General features: G+C 72.3%; 19 protein-coding genes and 2 tRNA genes. 2 read left to right on the forward strand and 19 right to left on the reverse strand.

Annotation, left to right across the window (positions count from 1 at the left end):
• From FNX44_RS03865 to FNX44_RS27885, 14 genes are all read right to left on the reverse strand, one after another.
• The coding region (locus FNX44_RS03865; RefSeq protein ID WP_323369050.1) for a ComEC/Rec2 family competence protein at positions 1–1,979 on the reverse strand (1,979 nt) is incomplete at its 3' end.
• Positions 1,980–2,134: 155 nt separating this feature from the next.
• On the reverse strand, positions 2,135–2,824 hold the full coding sequence (locus FNX44_RS03870; RefSeq protein ID WP_323369051.1) for a ComEA family DNA-binding protein: 690 nt from the start codon (positions 2,822–2,824) through the stop codon (positions 2,135–2,137).
• A 775-nt stretch (positions 2,825–3,599) separates the two neighbouring features.
• A complete protein-coding gene (locus FNX44_RS03875) occupies positions 3,600–4,451 on the reverse strand; it encodes a DegV family protein (RefSeq protein WP_143646508.1) in 852 nt (283 codons plus the stop codon).
• A gap of 145 nt (positions 4,452–4,596) precedes the next feature.
• Positions 4,597–5,412 (reverse strand): hypothetical protein, encoded by an 816-nt coding sequence (locus FNX44_RS03880; protein ID WP_181356166.1) that lies wholly within the window; start codon positions 5,410–5,412, stop codon positions 4,597–4,599.
• Positions 5,413–5,596: 184 nt separating this feature from the next.
• Positions 5,597–8,473, reverse strand: coding sequence for a leucine--tRNA ligase (leuS, locus tag FNX44_RS03885; RefSeq protein ID WP_143646509.1), 2,877 nt, complete (start codon positions 8,471–8,473; stop codon positions 5,597–5,599).
• 235 nt (positions 8,474–8,708) lie between these two features.
• A tRNA-Ala gene (locus FNX44_RS03890) sits at positions 8,709–8,781 on the reverse strand.
• A 141-nt stretch (positions 8,782–8,922) separates the two neighbouring features.
• Positions 8,923–9,156, reverse strand: a complete 234-nt coding sequence (locus tag FNX44_RS03895) for a hypothetical protein (RefSeq protein WP_143646510.1) — start codon at positions 9,154–9,156, stop codon at positions 8,923–8,925.
• A gap of 239 nt (positions 9,157–9,395) precedes the next feature.
• A tRNA-Ala gene (locus FNX44_RS03900) sits at positions 9,396–9,468 on the reverse strand.
• A gap of 152 nt (positions 9,469–9,620) precedes the next feature.
• Complete coding sequence (locus FNX44_RS03905) at positions 9,621–10,259, reverse strand: histidine phosphatase family protein (RefSeq protein ID WP_143646511.1); 639 nt, start codon at positions 10,257–10,259, stop codon at positions 9,621–9,623.
• Entirely contained in the window at positions 10,256–10,726 is a 471-nt protein-coding gene (gene rsfS, locus FNX44_RS03910) for a ribosome silencing factor (RefSeq protein WP_323369052.1), read from the reverse strand. The genes FNX44_RS03905 and rsfS overlap by 4 nt, the downstream gene beginning before the upstream one ends.
• Before the next feature lie 89 nt (positions 10,727–10,815).
• Positions 10,816–11,928 carry an LCP family protein gene (locus FNX44_RS03915; RefSeq protein WP_323369053.1) on the reverse strand — a complete coding sequence of 371 codons (1,113 nt, stop codon included), beginning with the start codon at positions 11,926–11,928 and terminating at the stop codon, positions 10,816–10,818.
• Positions 11,929–11,959: 31 nt separating this feature from the next.
• A complete protein-coding gene (locus FNX44_RS27880) occupies positions 11,960–12,739 on the reverse strand; it encodes a hypothetical protein (protein WP_173019108.1) in 780 nt (259 codons plus the stop codon).
• A 14-nt stretch (positions 12,740–12,753) separates the two neighbouring features.
• The gene (gene nadD / locus FNX44_RS03920; RefSeq protein WP_143646513.1) at positions 12,754–13,383 is read right to left on the reverse strand and encodes a nicotinate-nucleotide adenylyltransferase; all 630 of its coding nucleotides are present in this window, start codon (positions 13,381–13,383) and stop codon (positions 12,754–12,756) included.
• Between the two features lie 44 nt (positions 13,384–13,427).
• Positions 13,428–13,589 carry a hypothetical protein gene (locus tag FNX44_RS27885; protein WP_173019109.1) on the reverse strand — a complete coding sequence of 54 codons (162 nt, stop codon included), beginning with the start codon at positions 13,587–13,589 and terminating at the stop codon, positions 13,428–13,430.
• A gap of 212 nt (positions 13,590–13,801) precedes the next feature.
• Here FNX44_RS27885 and FNX44_RS03925 point away from each other — a divergent pair, with 212 nt between their 5' ends.
• Entirely contained in the window at positions 13,802–14,887 is a 1,086-nt protein-coding gene (locus tag FNX44_RS03925; RefSeq protein WP_143646514.1) for a M48 family metallopeptidase, read from the forward strand.
• Between the two features lie 33 nt (positions 14,888–14,920).
• Here the strand turns inward: FNX44_RS03925 and FNX44_RS03930 are convergent, their stop codons facing one another.
• From FNX44_RS03930 to proB, 5 genes are all read right to left on the reverse strand, one after another.
• Entirely contained in the window at positions 14,921–16,048 is a 1,128-nt protein-coding gene (locus FNX44_RS03930) for an SCO2583 family membrane protein (protein WP_143646515.1), read from the reverse strand.
• Positions 16,049–16,110: 62 nt separating this feature from the next.
• Positions 16,111–16,743, reverse strand: a complete 633-nt coding sequence (locus FNX44_RS03935) for an SCO2584 family spore wall biosynthesis protein (RefSeq protein WP_181355001.1) — start codon at positions 16,741–16,743, stop codon at positions 16,111–16,113.
• 67 nt (positions 16,744–16,810) lie between these two features.
• Entirely contained in the window at positions 16,811–18,076 is a 1,266-nt protein-coding gene (locus FNX44_RS03940; RefSeq protein ID WP_143646516.1) for a glutamate-5-semialdehyde dehydrogenase, read from the reverse strand.
• A 90-nt stretch (positions 18,077–18,166) separates the two neighbouring features.
• The gene (locus FNX44_RS03945; protein WP_143646517.1) at positions 18,167–18,610 is read right to left on the reverse strand and encodes a DUF8830 family protein; all 444 of its coding nucleotides are present in this window, start codon (positions 18,608–18,610) and stop codon (positions 18,167–18,169) included.
• 280 nt (positions 18,611–18,890) lie between these two features.
• Positions 18,891–20,021: a glutamate 5-kinase gene (gene proB, locus FNX44_RS03950; protein ID WP_143646518.1), complete on the reverse strand. Its 1,131-nt coding sequence runs from the start codon at positions 20,019–20,021 to the stop codon at positions 18,891–18,893.
• Between the two features lie 682 nt (positions 20,022–20,703).
• Here proB and FNX44_RS03955 point away from each other — a divergent pair.
• A complete protein-coding gene (locus FNX44_RS03955; RefSeq protein WP_143646519.1) occupies positions 20,704–21,792 on the forward strand; it encodes a CDP-alcohol phosphatidyltransferase family protein in 1,089 nt (362 codons plus the stop codon).
• Positions 21,793–21,803: the final 11 nt, after the last annotated feature.

Genomic DNA, 21,803 nt, shown 5'->3' on the forward strand with positions numbered 1-21,803 from the left:
TCCCCCAGCCGTCGCCGCTCCCCGGCCACCACCGGCGCCATCGGGACCCCCGCCTTCCTCGCCTCTTGTCGGACGAACTCCGCCTGCCCCGGCGGCTCGTACAGCGTCGACGTCTGGATCGCGCCGACCGACCGGCCCGACAGCGCACCCGTGAGCCCTGAGACGTGATCGGCGTGGAAGTGAGTGAGGACAAGCAGCGGGATGTGCCGCACGCCGAGATCGCGGAGGCAGGAGTCCACCGCCGCCGGGTCCGGGCCGACGTCCACCACCACGGCGCCGCGCCCGCCGGCCGACAGCACCAGCGCGTCGCCCTGACCCACGTCGCACGCGACCAGTCGCCAGTCCGGCGGCGGCCAGCCGGTGACCCACCGGGCGAGCGGGTGCGGACGCAGGACGGCCAACACAAGCAGCAGGACCAGGACTGCCACCGCCCACGGGCGACGGAGCGCCGGTCTGAGCACGAGCAGTACACCGCCCGTCACCGCGGCCAACGCGGCCGCTCCGGCCCAACCTCCGGGCCAGCCGATCTCGGCGCCCGGCAGGCCGGCTCCCGTTCTGGCGACGGCGGCGATCCAGCGGGCCGGCCAGCTCGCCAGCCAGGCCGCCGCCCCGGCGGCCGTGCCGGAGACGGGTGCCGACGCGAGCGCAAGGCAGCCGAGCAGGGTGGCCGGGGCGAACGCCAGACCGGCCAGCAGGTTGCAGGGGAGGGCGACCAGGCTCACCCGGGCCGCGAACACCGCGACGACCGGCGCGCAGACTGCCTGCGCCGCAGCCGTCGCCGCCATGGCCTCCGCCAACGGAACCGGCGCGCCGCGCTGTTGGAGGAACAGACTCCAGCGCGGCGCGATCACCAGCAGCGCACCGGTGGCCAGGACGGAGAGCAGGAAGCCGTACGACCTCGCCAGTGCCGGGTCGTACAGCACCAGCAGGAGCGCGGCGGCGGCCAGCGCGGGCAGCAGCGACCGTCTGCGGCCGGTGGCGATCGCCAGCAACGTGATGCCTCCGCACACCGCCGCCCGCAGCACGCTCGGGCCGGGTCGGCACACCACGGTGAACGCGATCAGCACTCCCGCTCCCAGCACCGCCGTGGTGCGCAGGGGAACGCCCAGCAGGGCGGCCAGGCCGCGGCGTTCGGAGCGGGACGCGGTGCCCGGCGCGCCGATGAACACCGCCAGGACGAGTGACACATGGGCTCCGCTGACCACGATCAGATGGGTCATGTCGGCGGCTCGTACCGCGTTCCACAGATCGGTGGGCAGTCGGGAGGTATCCCCCATGACAAGTGCCGGGATCATGGCCCTGGCGTCCTCGGGAAGGCCGTCGGTGGCGTCGAGCAGGCCCTGCCGGACGGAACCGGCGAGCCGCTGCGCCAGGTCGGGCGGCGCCAGTGTTCTCGGCACCTCCTCGGTGACACGCGCCAGCGCGGCGATGTCTCCGGCACGGCCGTCGTCCGGCGCGGCCAGCCGGGCGCGTACCTCCAGAGTGGTGGACGGTAGAAGGCCCAGCCAGGCCTCGGCCCGTTCCGGCGGGACCACCACCAGGACCGGGTTGCGGATCACGGTGGCCGTGCCGTCGCCCTGGGCGACCCGGATGGCGGTCGCCGGGGCCACCACCACGGTGCGCGGCTGGCCCGGTCGGCCTCTCGTCCGGCGCGGGTCGCCGGTCAGCGTGAGGCGGAGGGTGACATGGGCGTGCTCCTTCGCGAGTTCGGGCAGCGGGCCGTCGTGGACGGCCGCGGTGTGCAGCCCAGCCGCCGTGGCACCGGCGGCGGCACACAGGAGTGCTGCCCCGGCCGCGACCAGGACTCCGCCGGAGATCCACGTCCGGCGCTCGCGGGCCGGGCGGTCACGCGCGCTCCGGGCGCGGCGCCGACCGGCGACTCCGAGCACCGTCGCCGCCACGAGACAGCCGCAGACCAGCAGGGCGACCGCCCCGGCCGACAGAGCCGGTGCGAGGGCGGCGGCCACCCATGCGGCCACCGCCGGTGGAACCATCCGGAGGTCGACCGGCCCCTCCTGCCGTGGATGTGCGGCGCCGAGCCGATGCCCCGACTCGGCGTGCACCGCGAGTCGTTCGGGGGTGGGTGGCCGCGCGGCGGGCTCGGGCTTCCCGAGGCTTACTCGGGCGGCGGGCTTCACGGCGTCACCAGAGGTTGCAGGGTCGCGAAGCGGTGGTCGCCGATGCCGTTGACCTCACGTAACTGGTCGAGCGAGGTGAAGCCGCCGTTCCGCGTCCGGTAGTCGAGGATGTTCTGAGCGAGCACCGGCCCGATGCCCGGCAGGGCCTGCAACTGCTCGCTGGTGGCGGAGTTCAGCCCGAGTGGGCCTGAGGGCGCTCCGTCGGGAGGCAGGCCCGCCCCCGGTGCGGCCGGTTCGCCATCGGACGGCTCGCCGCCGACCATGATCTGCTCGCCGTCCGTCAGCTGCCGTGCCCGGTTGAGTCGGTCGGTGTCGGTACCCGGCAGGACGCCGCCGGCGGCCCGTAGTGCGTCCGCGACGCGGGACCCCGAAGGCAGCCGCACCACCCCGGGGCGACGGACCTCTCCCGAGACGTCGACATGCACGTCCTTCGGCGGTGCCGCTCCCGGCGGCCCGCCGGTCGTGCCGTGTCCGGTGGCGCTCGGCAGGAGGGCCCCTGCGTCGGCGGGAGCCGTGGCCGAGGCGGCGGGTTCCGGAGCGGGCAGCCCGACCGGTTGCGCCCGGCCGCTCCAGAAGTGGTGCACGGCCACGACCACGGCGATCAGCAGCACGACGGTGACGGCCACCATGCTGCGCAGTTCCATGGCGCAGCGCTCCCGCAGCCACAGCGGCAGCCGCTCACTCACCGCGAGCCGCAATCCGGCGAGGCGGGACGGCGCCCCGGTCGACGACTTCCGGTGCGGAGGACTCGCCGTCTTGTTCGGAGGGCTCTGAGCGGGAACCGTCGTCCGCCTGGACGCCGTGTCAACCCTCCCGGACGCGGGGCCGACGGCGACGCGTTGTGCGGTGAGACGGGCGCGGCTCCGGCGGACGGCACGTCGGGCGGCCGCCATCGCCGCCGCGCGCGACATCGTCGCCGTCCGGCCGGAGAGCGGCACGACACGTGCGCCGCGCGGTGGTGCGCTCAGCGCGGGCGGTACGGCCGTCCCCGCTTCGGCGGGGGCCTGCGGGGCCGCCCGGTCACCGGGCTGCTGGACCGTATCCGCGACGGCCGACGCCGCTCGATGCCGGCCGCGGGCCGGCGGCATGGGTGGTCCCGTCCCGGTCGTGGGGTCGGCGGGATGCTCCGCCGGGTGCGGCGGATGCGATGTGGTCGGCTCGGGTGGCTCGGGTGGCTCGGTCGCCGGGGCGGGGAACAGCGCGGCTGCGCGTGTTCGTACGGCGGCGGTCGGGTTCGCCGCGTGCGCGCGTCGGCGGCGACGGCGGCCGGCACTGGTCCGGCCGGGCCCACGGGAGTCCGTGCGTGATCGCGAATTCATGCGCCAGACCGTAAGGCCATTGCCGAATTCCCGCTGATCTTGGTGAAATCCTGTGGATAACTCGACCGACCCGAAGAATTCGGTCACTCGTCCGAGGGAACGAGGGGACTGTTTGGTTTGGCGGGTACCCCGTGGTTGGCATTCACCCAGGGCAGACGATGGTGCCCAGCAGACCCGGCCCGGTGTGAGCACCGATCACCGCACCGACCTCGCTCACATGCAGTTCGACAAGCCGGGGAAGCCGCGCCCTCAGATGCGCTGCGAGCTGGTCGGCTCGTTCGGCGGCTGCGAGGTGGTGCACGGCGACCTCGACCGGGCCGTCGATCGCGGCGGCCCGCTCGACGGTCAGCTCCTCAAGCCGCGCGATGGCCCGTGAGGCGGTGCGGACCTTCTCCAGCGGTTGGATGCGTCCGTCGGCGAGTTCCAGAAGGGGCTTGACGGCGAGCGCGGAGCCGAGCAGCGCCTGGGCGGTGCCGATCCGACCGCCTCGGCGCAGGTAGTCGAGGGTGTCGACGTAGAACAGGGCGGAAGTCCGCGCCGCCCTTTCGGTGGCCGCGGCCACCACGTCGTCCGGACCGCCGCCCGCCTCGGCGGCCTCCGCCGCCGCCAGTGCGCTGAAGCCGAGGGCCATCGCCACCATGCCGGTGTCCACGACCCGCACCGGCACAGGGGCCTCGCGGGCCCCGAGCACGGCCGCGTCACAAGTGCCGGAGAACTCGGCGGACAGATGAAGGGAGACGATCGCGTCCGCTCCGGCCTCGGCCACCCGGCGATAGATGTCCGCGAAGGTCTCCGGGCCGGGCCTGGAGGTGGTCACGGGCCGGTGCCGACGCAGCGCCTCCGCCAGGGCCGCCGCGGAGATGCCGACGCCCTCCTCGTAGGCCCTGCCGTCGACGACGACGGTGAGCGGCACCGAGGTGATGCGGCGCTTGGCCAGCACGGCCGGGGAGAGATACGCCGTGGAGTCGGTGACGATCGCGACATGACGGGGCATGGGCGGAGGTTACCCGGGCGCGGGCGCCCGCAGCAGCTCGGCCCCCGCCTTCAGCTCGAACGAGAGGAACGAACATGAGGTGTCAACAGCGTCAGACCGGTCGCGCTCCGGTCCGCCTGCTCGGCCGCGTCCGGCGTGCGGCGCGTCAACTGACGTCGCGGGTGCGACGGTTCCGGCTCATGCCGGGCAGTTGGTTCCACAGGTCGCGGGCCTCGGAGGCCAGTTGCTCCCGCCGGGGCAGCGAGGGCGTGCGGCGGTCGTCGGCCTCGGCGCGGGCCCGCCCGGAACCGCCGCCGGCACCGGCACCGGCGGTGGGCTCCTTCCCGTCCGTGGCAGGAGTGGTGTCGCCGGCCGCCCGGCCGTCCTTGGAGGTGCCCGCGGGTGCCGCACCGCCGTCGGCGTCGGCCAGGGGGTCGGCGGGTGTCCAGTGCCGGAGCGCTCCGGTCTCGATGTCGATCTGCTCCCGCAGGGCGGCAAGGCCCTCGGAGTCGTGCCGCCGGGCGCGGTCCTGGGCGGCGAAGCGCAGCGCGTCCGCCGACTGCCTGATCTCCTGGACGCGGTCGCGCAGTTCGGGCAGACGCCCGGCGATCCGCGCCCGGTCGGGTTCACGTTCGGTGAGTGCGCCGAGCTCGCGGTCGAGCACTCTGGCGTGGTCGTGCAGCTGGTCGAGCAGGGTCAGCGCCTCCCGCAGCGTGGGGTCCTGCTTCGCGGAGGCGGTGAGTTCGGCCCGGGCGGTGTCGACGGAGGTCCGCAGCTCCAGCCGCAGGCGGGCCGCCTGGCCGATCGCGCCCGGTTGGGCCGCCCTGACCCGGATCGAGGTCTCGTCGATACCGCGGCGTACCTGCTCGCCGGCGCGCTCGACGCCCCGCCCGACCGCTCGCGCGGCCCGGACGACGGCGACGACGACAAACGTCATGACGAAGAGCATGATCAACGCAGCCACCACGCCGACGATCTCCATTCGAACGCATCCCCTGTCCGTCACGACGGTACTGCCCCGATCGGGAGCTTCCACGCGCTTCCGTCGTTCCAGGGTAGTCCGCCGGGGAGACGGCATGGGGCGGTCCGAGCCCCGAAGGAACCCGGACCGCCCCATGCCCGGTCCCGTAGGGGACGCGGGTGACGGCTGGGATGACGAGCAGCGGTCAGGCCGGCACGATGTTGACCAGCTTCGGCGCCCGGACGATCACCTTCCGGATGCCCGCGCCCCCGAGGGCCGCGACGACGGCCGGTTCGGCCAGCGCTCGTGCCTCCAGCTCCTCGTCACCGATCTGCGGCGAAACCTCCAGGCGCGCCTTGACCTTGCCCTTGATCTGGACGACGCAGGTGACGGCCTCGTCCACGACATAGGCGGGGTCGGCGACGGGGAAGTCGGCGCGGGTGACCGATCCCTCCCTGCCGAGCCGGTGCCACAGCTCCTCGGCGATGTGCGGGGCGAGCGGCGCGACCAGCAGCACCAGCGCCTCGGCCACCGTCCGCGGCACCCGCGGCAGCTTGGTGACGTGGTTGTTCAGCTCGGTGATCTTCGCGATGGCGGTGTTGAACCGGAGGTTGCCCAGGTCCTGGCCGACGCCGTCGATCGCCTTGTGCACGGCCCGCAAGGTGGCCTCGTCGGGCTCGTCGTCGACGACGGTGACCTCTCCGGACGCCTCGTCCACCACGTTCCGCCACAGCCGCTGGAGCAGGCGGTACTGGCCGACGACCGCGCGGGTGTCCCAGGGGCGCGACACGTCCAGGGGTCCCATGGCCATCTCGTACAGCCGCAGGGTGTCGGCGCCGTACTCGGCGCAGATCTCGTCCGGTGTGACGGCGTTCTTCAGGGACTTGCCCATCTTGCCGAGTTCCCGCTTGACCGGTCGGCCCTCGTGGAAGTAGCCGCCGTCGCGTTCCTCGATCTCGACCGCCGGCACGGGGAAGCCGCGCTCGTCCCGGTAGACGTAGGCCTGGATCATGCCCTGGTTGAACAGCTTGTGGAACGGCTCCGGCGAGGACACGTGTCCCAGGTCGTAGAGGACCTTGGACCAGAAGCGGGCGTAGAGCAGGTGCAGCACGGCGTGCTCGGCGCCGCCCACGTACAGGTCGACGCCGCCGTGCGGCATGCCGTCCCGCGGGCCCATCCAGTACCGCTCGATCTCGGGGTCGACCAGGCGCTCGTTGTTGTGCGGGTCCAGGTAACGGAACTCGTACCAGCAGGAACCGGCCCAGTTGGGCATGGTGTTGGTCTCGCGGCGGTAGCGCTTGGGCCCGTCGCCCAGGTCGAGGGTGACGTTCACCCACTCCTCGTTGCGGGACAGCGGGGTCTCGGGGGAGGTGTCGGAGTCGTCCGGGTCGAAGGTCCTCGGCGAGTAGTCCTCCACCTCGGGCAGCTCCAGCGGGAGCATCGACTCCGGCAGCGGGTGCGCGATCCCGTCCTCGTCGTAGACGATCGGGAAGGGCTCGCCCCAGTACCGCTGCCGGCTGAACAGCCAGTCCCGCAGGCGGTAGTTGACGGTGCCCTCGCCGATTCCCCGCTCGACCAGCCACTCGGTGACGGCGGCCTTGGCGGCCGGCACGTCGAGACCGTCCAGGCTCAGCCCCTCGCCGCTGGAATTGATCAGTTTCGCGTCGTAGGAGTCGAAGGCGTCGTCCCAGGCGGCCGGGTCGGTGCCACGTCCGTCCACCGGCTCGACCACGCAGCGGACGGGCAGCTCGAAGGCACGGGCGAAGGCGAAGTCGCGGGAGTCGTGCGCCGGGACGGCCATGATGGCGCCGGTCCCGTAGCCCATCAGGACGTAGTCCGCGATGAAGACGGGGACCCGCTCGCCGCTGACCGGGTTGAGCGCGTACGCGCCGGTGAAGACGCCGGTCTTCTCCTTGGCGTCGGCCTGCCGCTCGACGTCCGACTTCGCCGCGGCCCGCCGGCGGTACTCCGCCACGGCAGCGGCCGGGCTGCGGTGGCCGCCCGTCCACACCTCGTGGGTGTCGGCGGGCCACACCTCCGGCAGCAGCTCGTCGACCAGCGGGTGTTCCGGCGCCAGCACCATGTAGGTGGCACCGAACAGAGTGTCCTGGCGGGTGGTGAAGACGGTGATGTGCCGGTCCTCGCCCACCGGGAAGTCCACCCGGGCGCCTTCGGAGCGGCCGATCCAGTTGCGCTGCTGGAGCTTGATCGCCTCCGGCCAGTCCAGCCCCTCCAGGTCGTTCAGCAGCCGCTCGGCGTAGGCGGTGATGCGCATGTTCCACTGGCGCAGGTTCGCCTTGAAGACGGGGAAGTTGCCGCGCTCGGAGCGTCCTTCGGCGGTGACCTCCTCGTTCGCCAGCACGGTTCCCAGGCCGGGGCACCAGTTGACCGGGGCGTCGGAGGCGTAGGCCAGGCGGTACTCACCCAGCAGGTCGGCCCGCTCGGCGGCGCTCAGCTCGGCCCACGGGGCCAGGCCGTCCGGCGTGGGACGGTCGCCGGACTCGAACTGCTTGACCAGCTCGTCGATCGGACGGGCCCGCTCGACCTCCGTGTCGTACCAGGAGTTGAAGATCTGGAGGAAGATCCACTGAGTCCAGCGGTAGTAGTCGGGGTCGATGGTGGCGAACGAGCGCCGCCGGTCGTGGCCCAGGCCCAGTCGACGCAGCTGCGCCTTCATGTTCTCGATGTTCGCCTCGGTGGACACCCGCGGGTGGGTACCGGTCTGCACGGCGTACTGCTCGGCCGGCAGGCCGAACGCGTCGAAGCCCAGCGTGTGCAGGACGTTGTGGCCCGTCATCCGCTGGTGGCGGGCGTAGACGTCGGTGGCGATGTACCCCAGCGGGTGGCCGACGTGCAGGCCGGCTCCCGACGGATAGGGGAACATGTCCATGATGAACCGCTTCGGTCGGCTCGCCAGCTCGGCCTGTGCGCCGTCGCCGGAGAGGTCGCCCACCGGGTTGGGGGCTTCGTAGGTGCCGTCCTTCTCCCAGAAGTCCTGCCACCGCGCCTCGATGTCGGCGGCCAGGGCCGCCGTGTAGCGGTGCGGGGCCGCGCTCTCTGCGGGGTTCACGGTCTGGCTCATGTCCTCAAAGCTCCATCGGGTGTCTCTGCCTGCGAAAACGAAAAAGCCCCTCGCACAGGAGGGGACGCCGCGCCGATCCTGACCCGAGAGGGCCGGTGGTTCATCAGCGCGGCTCGCTAAGCAGAAGGCGTACGGCACGCATGCGGTCAGGGTACCGCAAGGGTGGGTCCGCATCGGCGCCACCCCGGACACGCCGATGGGCCGCCCACCAGGTGGACGGCCCATCAGGACGACGTGGAGCTAAGGAGAATTGAACTCCTGACCTCTTGCATGCCATGCAAGCGCTCTACCAACTGAGCTATAGCCCCGGGTTTGGTCCCCCGCGGGTTCTCCCCGCGGCGGCGTCGCCTACTTTACACGGACCCCACCCGGCTTTGCCAAATCCGTTCCGCGTCCGGTCTCCGCCCGACGCCGACCGGAGGGGCCGGAGCGGGGAGCGCGCCGGTCGGTCAGGCGGCGACGAAGGAGTAGAAGCGTTTGAGGGTGCAGTGCTCCTCGAGCAGGCGCCCGTAGATGGGTTCGCCCTCCAGCTCCCGGTACGTCTCGATGGGGTCGCCTTTTATGATCAGCGCCCGCGCGCACTCCACACACCAGTACTGGTAGCGGACGTTGACCGGCTCCATGTCGCGGACGATCGGAGTGCCGCTACCGCACCAGTCGCATTTCCTGCTGTGCGCGCCCATCAGTCCCTATCAGCTCCAGCTTCGGCTACAGGCCGTGGCACCCGCGCGCGGCCCGTCGTCGCTCGCGGCCGACAGCCGGCCTCCCCCGAACCTGCGCACCCGGCCGCCCCTGTGGGATCCGTCACTCCCCCGGAAGGCCCCGTCCGTCCGGGGACTGATTCTGCCACGGGCGGTGATTCTCAGGGAGACCGCCCGACAAGCAAAGATCCCGCCCCCCAGCGGGGGACGGGATCGGACTGTGGAGCTAAGGAGAATTGAACTCCTGACCTCTTGCATGCCATGCAAGCGCTCTACCAACTGAGCTATAGCCCCGCGTCCCGGCTTCGGCTTCCACCGTGCCGCGAACGAGTTGAACTCTACCCGGTGACCAGCCGAAAGAGGAAATCGGCGGCCCGCAACGGGAGCCACGGGGCGGACGCCGGGCGGCCGGGCGCCGGACAGGCCCCCGTCGTCGTCAGTCGTCGTCAGTCGTCGTCGCCCAGGACGGGCTCGGGGAGGGTTCCGGCGTTGTGCTCCAGGAGACGCCAGCCCCGGACGCTCTCGCCGAGTACCGACCAGCAGCAGTTGGTGAGGCCGCCCAGCGCCTCCCACGAGCCGGGGTCCAGGCCGATCAGCCGCCCGATCGTGGTGCGGATGGTGCCGCCGTGGCTGACGACGACGAGGGTGCCGTCGTCGGGCAGCTTCTCGGCGTTGGCCTCGACGACGGGCGCCGCGCGGTCGGCGACCTCGGTCTCCAGCTCACCGCCGCCCCGGCGGACCGGCTCGCCGCGCTTCCACGCCGCGTACTGCTCGCCGTACCGGGCGACGATCTCGTCGTGCGTCAGGCCCTGCCAGACGCCGGCGTAGGTCTCCCGCAGCTCCTCGTAGTGGGTGACCTCCAGGCCTGTCAGCTCGGCAAGCTCGGACGCGGTGGCCCGGGTGCGGGTGAGGTCGGAGGAGATGACGGCGGCCGGTCGCAGTCCGGCGAGCAGCCGGGCGGCCCGGCGCGCCTGGTTCAGCCCCTCGGCGGTCAGCGGCACGTCCGTGGTGCCCTGGAACCGGCGCTCCAGGTTCCAGGACGTCTGTCCGTGCCGCCACAGGACGATGCGCCGGCCGCGGTTCACGAGGCGCCTCCGTCTGCGGCGGCCTCCTCGGCGCCGGTGCCCTCGTCGGTGCCGGTGCCCTCGTGGGTGCCGCCGGCAGGTGCTCCCTTGCCGCGGGTGGCCACGGCGTCGGCGGGCAGAGCCAGCTCGGGGCAGTCCTTCCACAGCCGCTCCAGGGCGTAGAAGACTCGCTCCTCGCTGTGCTGGACGTGGACGACGATGTCGACGAAGTCGAGTAGGACCCAGCGCCCGTCGCGCTCGCCCTCGCGGCGGACCGGCTTGACACCGAGCTCCTTGAGGAGGTGTTCCTCGATGCCGTCGACGATCGACTTGACCTGGCGGTCGTTGGGTGCCGAGGCCAGCAGGAAGGCGTCGGTGATGGAGAGCACGTCACTGACGTCGTAGGCGACGATGTCGTGCGCGAGCTTGTCGGCGGCTGCCTGGGCGGCGGCGTTGATCAGCTCGACGGAACGGTCCGTGGCGGTCACAGGCGGAGCTTTCGGGTAGGCGGTCGGTACCCGACAAGGGTCTCACGACCGCCCGCCCGTCCGTTCGGGCACCGGCCGGGGGCGCCGGGTCACGGTTTGTAGTCCGCGCCCAGCACAACGGTGATGTCCGCGTTGGCGGCGCCCTCGCCCTTGGTGACCGCGTCGGCGGCGAGGCCCAGGGTCCGGGCCGCTTCCTTGGCCTGTTCGGCGTGGTCGTCGCGGCGGTAGGTGATCGTGCTCCTGGCCGCCGGCGCGTCGGCGGCGCCGGTGGAGACGACGGTGAAGCCGCCGTTCACCAGGGTGACGCGGGCGTCGTCGGCGGCTCCCCGGCTGCCACTGGCATCGCGGACGCTCAGCCGGGCCGTGGCCTGCGGGTCGGCGTTGGTGACGGAGCCGCCCAGCACCTCCTTGACCAGCCCCTGAGCGGTCTTCTCGCTGAGGGTGCCGTCCGACTCGACGGGCAGCAGCTCGGTGCGGTACGCGCCGGCCCTGGCGTGCTTGGCCAGCCGGGCGAGGGCGGCGCCGAGCTGCGCCTCGGAGAGGTGCGGGTCGGGGATCTGGCCGAGGGACTCGACGGTCGTCGTAGCGGCGTCCTCGTCGGTGGAGACCTTCTTCAGGACGGCCTGCATGACCTGGCCGAAGCGGGCGAGCTGCTTGGTCTGCGGCTCGCTCTCGCCCCGGTGGGTGGCGTAGGCGACCGCGGCGACGCCGTTCAGTTCCTGACCGGCGCCCTGCTTCACCAGCGGCCGGTCGCCGTCCTTCTCGCCGGGCACGGTCGCGTCGGACTTCACGGTGATGCCGCCGACCATCTCGACCAGGTTCTCCAGGTACGGCGTGTCCAGCCGCCAGGTGCCCTCGATGCGGGCGCCGAGCAGCGCGTTCAGCGCGTCCCTGGTGGCGCCCGCGCCCTCGGCCGCGAAGGACCTGCCGAGGGTGGTGGCGCCGCCCTCGCCCGAGGCGAGCGCGAGCGAGTTCGGCAGCAGGACGGTGGTGCCCCGTGCGGCGGTCTGGTTGTTGACCAGCAGCGCGGTGGAGATGTCGCCGCTGCCCAGTTCCCTGAGGTGGACGACGATGACGTGCCGGGTGTCGGGCTTGGCGTCGGTGGCGGTCTCGGTCTCTGCGAAGCCGGGCAGCTTGCCGGCGGACCAGAGGTATCCAAGGCCGCCGGTCAGTGCGAGCACCAGCACCACGACGCCGGCCACGACGCGGTTCCGGCCGCGCCGTTTGGCCTCCTCACGGCGCTCGGTCCGGCTCTCGCTGAACTTCAGCCAGTCGATGACGTCCTCGGACTCGTCGTTCTTCTCCTCGATGAAGGAGAACTCGTCGGTCCGGTACTCCTCGTCTGCGGGGCCGTCCTCGCCGCGGCGGTCGGTCGGTTCGCTGTCGGCGGCCGGCCGGCCGGTGCTGTCCTGTGTGCTGTCCTGGGGCGTGCGCGGGCGGCGCGGGCGCGGCGGCCTGGGCCCGCGCCGGCGCGTAGGCGTCGTAGGAGGCGTCGTAGGAGGGTTCGTAGGGGGATTCGTGGGAGGCGTCGTAGGCGCCGCCGTACGTGGTGGAGCCGGGCTCGGGGGCGGGGTCGGCGGGACTCTGTCCCGGCGGCCAGTGCCGCTGGTCCGGATGCTGCCCGCCGGTGTAGCCGTCCCGCCCCGCCGGGTACGTGTCGCCGTAGCCGTCCGCGCCCTGGTAGCCGTACCCACCGCCGGCCGGATAGCCCGAGCCGTCGGAGTACGCGGAGGTGTCGGAGTACGCGGAGCCGCCTGAGTAGGAAGAGCTGCCGGAGTAGCCGGAGCCGTCGGAGTACGCGGAGGTGTCGACGTAGCCGGACGCGTCGGTGTAGCCCGGGTGCTGCGGGTAGCCGGAGGCGCCGGGGTGGCCCGGCTCCTGCCGGTGACCGGTGTCGGCCGCGTGAGGTCCGTGCCCCGGCTGCTGGGCGTACGGGTCGTAGTACAGAGGTCGGCCGTACTCGTCGTACCCGTGGAAGTGCTGGTCCCCGTGCGGATCCTGCCGGTCGTTCACGCCTCTCCGCCCCTCTAGCCCCTCGGCGCCCCGGCACCCCGGTACAGCTGGCGCTTGTTGATGTAACGGACGACGCCGTCCGGCACCAAGTACCAGACCGGGTCGCCGTGCGCCACCCGCGCACGGCAGTCCGTGGAGGAGATGGCCAGCGCGGGCACCTCGACCAGCGACACGCCACCGGCGGGCAGCCCGGGGTCGGCCAGGTGGTGGCCCGGCCTGGTGACCCCGATGAAGTGGGCGAGCGAGAACAGCTCCTCGGCGTCACGCCAGGTGAGGATCTGCGCGAGCGCGTCGGCGCCGGTGATGAAGAAGAGTTCGGCGTCCGGGTGTCGGGTGTGCAGGTCCCGCAGCGTGTCGATGGTGTAGGTACGACCGGGTCGGTCGATGTCGATGCGACTGACGGAGAACTGCGGGTTGGACGCGGTGGCGATCACGGTCATCAGGTAGCGGTCCTCGGCGGGCGAGACGACCTGGTGACTCTTCTGCCACGGCTGGCCGGTGGGCACGAAGACGACCTCGTCGAGGTCGAATCGCGCGGCCACCTCACTGGCGGCGACCAGGTGTCCGTGGTGGATCGGGTCGAACGTCCCGCCCATGACACCGAGCCGCCGCTTGCCGGCGCCGGGCTCTATGTGCTCTCCCATGCGTGCAGACCCTAACCGCTCCGCCGGCGCCCGGACGCCGCCGCTCAGCGGTCCCGGTTGAAGCTGGTGGTCACGAAGAGCATGAGCAGCAGCACGCCGAGCGCGACGAGGCCGATCACGAGCGGGTTGAGGCTGGCGTGCTGGCCGCCGTGCTCACCCCCCTGGGCGAGCTGGGCGAGGAAGAGGGCGGAGCTGGCGGAAGTCATCGTCAGGACCAATCCGTGATGCGTGGGCTGGGCGTCTGGCAAGCGGGTTCTGGCGAGATCGCCTCCGTCGAGGTGGCGCCTCGGGCAGAAGCTGCCCACATGGTAAGCGGACCGGGTTCGTGCGGCTCGGTGTGCCCACCCCGTACTCTTGGCCGTAGCCAGTGCAGGCAGCCAGGGGGACGGGCTGACAAACCCGTGATAGGGGGCCATTGATGACAAACGACCACGAGGCCGGAGAGCAGCTGAGCCGGAGCCGCCGCCGTTTCCCCGGAATCTCCTCCCGCGCGTACGAGCACCCCGCCGACCGCTCCGCGCTGGTGGCGCTGCGCAAGCTGACCGGCTTCGACACCGTGTTCAAGACGCTCAGCGGGATGCTGCCCGAGCGCAGTCTGCGGCTGCTCTTCCTGTCCGACTCGGTCCGCGTCAGCGACCAGCAGTTCGCCCATCTGAACGACATGCTGCGCGACGCCTGCTACATCCTGGACCTCGAGCGGATCCCACCGATGTACGTCACGCAGGATCCGCAGCCGAACGCGATGTGCATCGGACTCGACCAGCCGATCATCGTCCTCACCACAGGGCTGGTGGAGCTGCTGGACGAGGAGGAGATGCGCACGGTGATCGGCCACGAGGTCGGTCACGCGCTGTCCGGGCACGCGGTGTACCGCACGATCCTGCTCTTCCTGACGAACTTCGCGGTGAAGGTGGCCTGGATCCCGCTGGGCAACGTCGCGATCATGGCACTGGTGACGGCGCTGCGCGAGTGGTTCCGCAAGTCGGAGTTGTCGGCCGACCGGGCCGGGCTGCTGGTCGGGCAGGACCTGCAGGCGTCGATGCGGGCGCTGATGAAGCTCGCCGGCGGCAACCACCTGCACCAGATGAACGTGGACGCCTTCCTGGCGCAGGCCGAGGAGTACGACGCCGGCGGTGACCTGCGGGATTCCGTGCTGAAGATCCTCAACGTGCTGCCCCGCAGCCACCCGTTCACCACGGTCCGGGCCGCGGAACTGAAGAAGTGGGCGGAGAGCCGGGACCACCAGCGGCTGATGGACGGCCACTACCCGCGGCGCGACGAGGACAAGGACGCCTCCTTCCGGGAGTCCGTCAAGGAGTCGGCCGGCTACTACTCCGACAGTGTGAAGAGCAGCAAGGACCCGCTGATGGGCCTGGTGCGCGGCCTGGCGGACGGCGCCGGGGACCTCGGCGGCAAGCTGCGGGACTTCGCCACCGGTGCCGGCAACCGGCCGGGCGGCGGCTCCTCCGGCGACGCCCAGAACGGCACCTCCGGGTCGAAGTAGCGAGGTAGCCGGAAGCAGCCGGGCGGGTTCGCGTCAGCCCAGGTCGGGCTGGGCGGTGCGGGCCAGGACACCGCAGAGCGCGGTGCGTGTGTCGTCCCGCGAGTAGGGGTCGGTGCCGGCGGAACCGTCGGCACCGACGTCCTCGCCGGCCAGCAGCGGGCGCAGCCAGTCGTGGGTGTCCTCGGCGCACGGCAGCGGCCCGGCCTGGACGTCTGCCTGGAGGAGCGTGAGACGGCCGGTGCGCAGTTCCTCCGGGCTGAAGCGCATCCGCAGCTCGCGCCGGACGGTGAAGAGCGAGGCGTCGGCCCGTGCCTCGCCGGTCGGCCGCAGCGCGTAGACCACCACGTGGCTGGCGGTGACCTCCAGGGCACCGCTGCCGGCCTCCGCGACCGCGAAGTCACCGCGGACGCGTACCCGCTGGTCGGCGAGTTGTGCCTCCTCGGGGTCGAAGCGGACCAGCCAGCCGGTGGCCGTGTGCCGGCCGTCGTCGGTGGCGGCGCGCAGGGACTGGTCGAACTGGGCGTACTGCCCGGGGTTGAGCAGCCGACGCACCGGCCGTACGTCCTCACCGGACAGCACGCGCGGAGTGAGCGCGGAGGCGACCACGTACCGCTGGGCGGTGTTCAGCGCGGCCTGCACCTGGCCGACGGAGAAGTGCTCGGTGCCGTGGGCGGCGGGCAGTTCGACGGCGGGCGCGCCGGCGCGGAAGTCACGCGCCGGGCTCGCGCCGAACAGCCGGTCGGGTTCCCCGCCCGGCACGGTCCCGCGTGGCACCAGGGGCACCAGGGTGGCCCGCATGGGTATCTGGGGTGCGGCCGTCGGCGGCTGCCCGTAGGGGCTGCGCGCGCCGAGGTAGATGGCGGCGCCGAAGGCGAGCAGGATGACCAGCAGCAGGACAACGAACTGGCCGGAGAAGCGCCGCCCGGGCCGACCCCCGGCGCCGGTCGGCGGCAGCGCCGCCCGGCCCTCGTCGCCGGAGGCGTCGCCGGGCGGGTCGCCGACCTGGTTCTCGTGGCGGCCGAGCCGCTCGCTTGCCGAGAACTCCCGTAGCCGGGCAGCCCGCACGAAGGACTCGTCGAAGACCGTCGAACGGAACTCGTCGTCCTCGCCGCCGCCCGTCGGCGGGCCCTCGGGATCGGGAGGGTCTGCGCGCCCGGTCATGGCTCCAGCCTAGGCCTCCCAGGGCTTCCGTGGCCCGCCGGGCGGTGACAAGTTCACGCCATTCAGCGGCGCGCCGCCACCGCGCCGATGTCCGGGGCCCCGATGTCCGGGGCGCCGGCCGTACGCTCGGCGGCGTGCGGGGCGCCGAGGCCGGTGTCCATCTCGGTCGTCGCGGGTGGCGGCACCGAGTCCTCGCCCTGCTGCCCGCCGCCGCGGTAGGCGGCGCCGACGGCCATCGCGACCACGCCCACGCCCATCACCACGGCCAGCAGCCAGGCCACCGGGCGGCGCCATCTGAGCGGCGGGCGGTAGCCCGGGCCGTCCTCGCTGTCCCGGTACTCGGTGTACGCCTGGTAGTTCTGGTACTCGCGGTACTCCGCGGCCTCCCGGTGCGCGTCGTCCTCGAAGCGCTCCTCGAAGTCGTCCTCCCGCCCACCGCGCGCCAGCGGCCAGCCGAGCAGTCCGCGGCCGGTGGGGCCGAAGCCCCAGGCCTCCTCGGGAGGTGGTTCGCTCTCGGCGCGCGACTGCGCGGCGGCCAGCATCCGCTCCGCCGCCGAGGGCTCGTGGACCGGCGCCGCCCGGATGAAGGACTCGTCGAACACCACGGAGTCGAACGCGTCGTCCGTCGCTCCGTGGTCGCGGTCCACCGGCTCGTCGCCTTCCGGGAACGGCTGGCCTGCAACCTCGTCCGCCACGGATCCAGCGTAGACCCAATCGGCCGTCCGGGGCAGGCGGACGGCCGATCGGGTTACCCCGTGGGGGTCAGTCGCGGATGTGGCCGTCGCCGGTGACGACGTACTTGGTGGAGGTCAGCTCCGGAAGGCCCATCGGGCCGCGGGCGTGCAGCTTCTGGGTGGAGATGCCGATCTCGGCGCCGAACCCGAACTGGCCGCCGTCGGTGAACCTGGTCGACGCGTTGACCATGACGGCGGTGGAGTCCACCAGTGAGACGAACCGGCGGGCGGCGGCGGTGTCGCGGGTGACGACGGCCTCGGTGTGGCCGGAGGTCCAGCGGCGGATGTGGGCGACCGCCGCGTCCAGGTCGGGCACGACGGCGGCGGCGATGTCGTAGGACAGGTATTCCGTCGCCCAGTCCTCGTCGGTGGCCGGGACGACCTCGGGCGAGGCCTCCTGCCAGGTCTCGTCGCCGTGCACGGTGACGCCGGCGTCGGCGAGGGCCTTGAGCGCGCGGGGCAGGAACTCGTCGGCGATGTCGCGGTGCACCAGCACGGTCTCGGCCGCGTTGCACACGCTCGGCCGCTGGGCCTTGGCGTTGACCAGGATGTCGACGGCCATGTCGAGGTCGGCGGCCCGGTCCACGTACACGTGGCAGTTGCCGGTGCCGGTCTCGATGACCGGCACGGTCGAGCCCTCGACCACCGTCCTGATCAGCGACGCGCCGCCCCGGGGGATCAGCACGTCGACCAGCCCGCGGGCGGTCATCAGCTCGGTGACGCTGTCGCGGCTCTCACCGGGCACGAGCTGGACGGCGTCGGCCGGCAGTCCGGCCTCGACGACGGCGTCCCGCAGCACCGCGACCAGCGCGGTGTTCGAGGCGTACGCGGAGGACGAGCCGCGCAGCAGCACGGCGTTGCCGGACTTCAGGCAGAGCGCGGCGGCGTCCACGGTGACGTTGGGCCGGGCCTCGTAGATGATGCCGACGACGCCGAGCGGCACCCGGATCTGGCGGAGTTCGAGCCCGTTGGGCAGCGTCGAGCCGCGCAGGACCTCGCCCACCGGGTCCGGCAGGCCGACGACGTGGCGCACGTCGGCGGCGATGGCCGCGACCCGCTCGGGGTTCAGCGTGAGCCGGTCGATGATCGACTCGGCGGTGCCGGCCGCCCGGGCCTTCGCCACGTCCTCGGCGTTCGCCTCGACGATCTCGGCCGTCCGGGCCTCCAGCGCGTCGGCCATGGCGAGCAGCGCGCCGTCCCGCGCGGTGCGCGGCAGCGGGGCGAGTACGGCGGCGGCCTCCCGGGCGCGTCGTGCGGTCTCCAGGACGGGTGAGTTCTGCGGTGCGCTGCTCATGCTTTCAGCGTAGCCAGCACGCGGCCCGGATCACGCGCGGGTCCGGTACCCGAGACGCCGTTCCGCCGCCGGTGGACGGCGCGGCGGGGGTCAGAACGGGTGGACGCCGACCGGTACCGCGGGCGGCGGCCCGTAGCCCTCCGCGACCCGCTGGTGGTACGTCTCCCGGCCGATGACCTCAAGCCCGACGATCTCCCACGGCGGCAGCTTCGCGGTCGCCCGGTGCTCGCCCCACAGCCGCAGCGCGACGGCGGCCGCGTCGTGCAGGTCGCGGGCCTCCTCCCAGTAGCGGATCTCCGCGTGGTCGTTGGCGTAGCGGCTGGTCAGCAGGAACGGGTGGTCGTGGGCGAGCTGCTCCAGCGAGCGGCGGACGTCGGCCAACGGCACCTCCGCGCCGGCAACGCTGAGGGTGACGTGCCACAGCCGGGAGGTCTGTGCCTCCTCCCGGTGGCCGGGCTCCCCTGCCGCGGTCGGCGCCTGTTCCCCGTTCCGGTGCTGGGGAGACCCCAGCTGGACGCTGGCCAGTCGTCTCATCGGTGGCCTCCTCACGTACGACGTACGCGTCCGGGCGCTGCTCGGGTGGCGGTCTGCCGTCCGCCGTCCACGGTCGGTGCCCGCCCGTTCGCGTGTCCGCCTTCGCTGCTCGTTCTCCTGTGCGTGGGTCGTGGGCCCGACTACGCGTGCCCGCAACAAAGTTGACCAGTCCCGGCACGCCGGTGTGGGCGTTTTGCCGAACGTGCCGCGCAAAGGTCGTTCCGCGCCCGGGCCGGGGCGCCGTTCGCGCCGCGCCGGGCGTGTCGTCGGCGACCGGTGCTCAGTGCAGGAGTACCAGGTCGTCGCGGTGGACGATCTCACGCTCGTAGGCCGGTCCGAGTTCCCTGGCCAGCTCGCGCGTCGAACGTCCGAGCAGAGGGGGGATCTCGCGGGCGTCGAAGTTGACGAGGCCGCGCGCGACCGGGGTGCCCGTGCGATCCCGCAGCTCGACCGGGTCGCCCGCGGAGAAGTCCCCCTCGACCCGTTCGACGCCGGCGGGCAGCAGGGAGGTGCGGCGCTTGACGACGGCCTCCACCGCGCCGTCGTCGAGGATCAGCGCACCCTGCGGGGCGGAGGCGTGCGCCAGCCACAGCAGCCGGTTCGCCGAGCGGCGGCCGGTGGGGTGGAAGTAGGTGCCGGTGGCGCGGCCGGCGAGCGCGGCGGCGGCGCGGGACGCGGAGGTGAGCACGACCGGGATGCCGGCGCCCGCGGCGATCCTCGCGGCGTCGACCTTGGTGACCATGCCTCCCGTGCCCACGCCCGCGGAGCCGACACTGCCGATGGACACCTCGGCCAGGTCCTTCGGGCCGCGCACCTCGGGGATGAGCCGGGTGCCGGGGGTGCTGGGATCGCCGTCGTAGAGGCCGTCGACGTCGGACAGGAGGATCAGCAGGTCGGCCCTGACGAGGTGGGCGACAAGCGCGGCGAGCCGGTCGTTGTCGCCGAAGCGGATCTCGTCGGTGGCGACGGTGTCGTTCTCGTTCACCACGGGGACCACGCCCATCGCCAGTAGCTGGTCGAGAGTGCGGTAGGCGTTGCGGTAGTGGCCCCGGCGGCTGGTGTCGTCGGAGGTGAGCAGCACCTGGCCGACGCGGCGCCCGTAGCGGGCGAAGGAGGCGGTGTAGCGGGCGACGAGCAGTCCCTGCCCGACGCTGGCGGCGGCCTGCTGGCGGGCGAGGTCGCGGGGCCGGCCGGGCAGTCCGAGCGGTGCCAGGCCGGCGGCGATGGCTCCGGAGCTGACCAGGACGATCTCCCGGTCCTGGGGTCCGGCGAGAACGTCGACGAGGGCGTCGACCCGGTCGGCGTCGAGCCCGCCCGCGGCGGTGGTCAACGAGGAGGAGCCGACTTTGACGACAACGCGGCGCGCCTCCGTCACCTCGGGGCGCAGCTCCCGTTCCTCCTGCTCGGACACCGTGTTCTCTCCCTGCCCACCGCTCGACCGCTGGTCCGCGCAGCACTGTACGTGACTCCCCGACCCGGCGTCGGAGGTGTCCGGGGCGGGGCCGGAAGGGGACCGGATGCCGGGACGTAATAACGCGGTAAAAAGTGCCGTGGCACACACCGCGTCCTGGTGGGACTCACATCACAGCTTTTCCCCCGGAATACCGGGTGGGTAGCGGTCGCACACGGCGGGCATCTTCCACGAGCGCACACCGGTTCGTCACAACTCGCACACCCCGCACCCCCACGGAACAGTTCGAGCGACACGCCGCAGCACCCGTTGCAATACCGGTCGCACCGGCGACGACCTGCGAGGATGCGGAACGCCACCGGCCGCCGAAGCGGGACGGAAAATTACCCAACTAAAGTACAAATATCCCCTTTGCGCATTCCGTGGTATTCGTTCCCGTGAAGTCGGCGCCCCACGTGACGGTCGGGAACGCGGTGCGAGACCGCTCACAACCGGCGCCGGCCGGTCATTCCGCGCACCCGGTCGTCACCGGTCGGACACCTCTTGGGAACGCTCAGATCAGCTACGATTCGGTCGAGTACGTTGTGTGCCCTGTCATGTGGCCCTTGCGAACGCCGGGCGGTGACCGGCCCTCCGAAGCGGCCGAACCTGTCCCATAGCTCACGGGAAGATTGCTGATCAGATGGACATTCCCCCTCTCGCCGAGGTGCGTCGCCTCACGGAGAAGAAGCGCGACGCCTGGTGGACGGTTCTGCTCGTCGACCCGGTGGCCACGCCTCTCGTCCGGGTCGTCGCGAGATGGCCCCGGATCACCCCCAACGGCATCACCTGGGGGGCGCTCTTCCTCGGTCTGGGTGCGGCGGTGTGCTTCTGGTTCGCCGACTGGAAGTGGCTGCTGCTCGGAGCCGGCCTCTACCACCTGAGCTTCATCCTGGACTGCATGGACGGGAAGCTCGCCCGGCTGACCGGACGCGGCTCGGAGTTCGGCGGCTGGCTGGACTACGTCTTCGACCGCATCAGGGTGCTGGCCTGCGCCATCGCCCTGATGGGCGGCCAGTACAACAAGACCGGTGACATCGCCTTCGTCTGGCTCGCGCTCGCCGTGGTCTTCCTGGACATGCTGCGCTACATCGACGCGCTCCAGATCTTCAAGGTGCGCCACAGCATGCGCAAGAAGATCAAGACGCGCGCCAAGGCCTTCCGCCGCGCGCAGGAGGAGCAGTACGGCGAGCAGTCCGGGGACAACGAGGCCGGTCTGGCCTTCATGGAGGACCTGCTCCGCGAGAACCCGACCGCCGACCTGGACAACGGCGACGAGACCGCGGCGGACGCCGAGGCCAAGCGGAGCGCCGACGGCGTGCAGCCGGAGCTGGACGCCGACGGGCAGCCGATCCGCAAGAAGGAGGTCATCGACCTCCACGTGGAGTTCAAGGGCCGCTTCCCCTGGTACGGCCGCTTCCGGACCTTCCTGCTGCGTCACCGCATCCGCACCCACCTGATCAGCGGCATCGAGTTCCAGATGGCCGTGTTCATCATCGGCCCGCTGCTGGGCGCGGTCATGCCGGTCACCATCGTGGCGGGCGCGCTGCTCATGGTGTTCGAGCTGGCGATCATCTACAAGCTGCTGCTGTCCACGAAGGACTTCGAGCGCACACTCGCCAAGTACCCCGTCCCGGAGCAGCCGGAGCAGCCCGTCATCCCGGCCCAGCCGGACGGCTCGCCGAGCGAGTCCGCGGCGACCGCCGAGAGCGCCACGGCCGCCCGCCAGTAGTCCCCTCCCGC

The organism is Streptomyces alkaliterrae (assembly GCF_007097205.2).
Lineage (GTDB): Bacteria > Actinomycetota > Actinomycetes > Streptomycetales > Streptomycetaceae > Streptomyces > Streptomyces alkaliterrae.

Coding starts and splice junctions, on each gene's coding strand:
- FNX44_RS03875 (WP_143646508.1), bottom strand. CDS start 4,451: ATGCCCCGTCATGTCGCGATCGTCACCGACTCCACGGCGTATCTCTCC.
- nadD (WP_143646513.1), bottom strand. CDS start 13,383: ATGGGAGAGCACATAGAGCCCGGCGCCGGCAAGCGGCGGCTCGGTGTC.
- FNX44_RS03925 (WP_143646514.1), top strand. CDS start 13,802: ATGACAAACGACCACGAGGCCGGAGAGCAGCTGAGCCGGAGCCGCCGC.
- FNX44_RS03955 (WP_143646519.1), top strand. CDS start 20,704: ATGGACATTCCCCCTCTCGCCGAGGTGCGTCGCCTCACGGAGAAGAAG.
- FNX44_RS27885 (WP_173019109.1), bottom strand. CDS start 13,589: ATGACTTCCGCCAGCTCCGCCCTCTTCCTCGCCCAGCTCGCCCAGGGG.
- FNX44_RS03940 (WP_143646516.1), bottom strand. CDS start 18,076: ATGAGCAGCGCACCGCAGAACTCACCCGTCCTGGAGACCGCACGACGC.
- FNX44_RS03880 (WP_181356166.1), bottom strand. CDS start 5,412: ATGGAGATCGTCGGCGTGGTGGCTGCGTTGATCATGCTCTTCGTCATG.
- leuS (WP_143646509.1), bottom strand. CDS start 8,473: ATGAGCCAGACCGTGAACCCCGCAGAGAGCGCGGCCCCGCACCGCTAC.
- FNX44_RS03895 (WP_143646510.1), bottom strand. CDS start 9,156: ATGGGCGCGCACAGCAGGAAATGCGACTGGTGCGGTAGCGGCACTCCG.
- FNX44_RS03930 (WP_143646515.1), bottom strand. CDS start 16,048: ATGACCGGGCGCGCAGACCCTCCCGATCCCGAGGGCCCGCCGACGGGC.
- FNX44_RS03945 (WP_143646517.1), bottom strand. CDS start 18,610: ATGAGACGACTGGCCAGCGTCCAGCTGGGGTCTCCCCAGCACCGGAAC.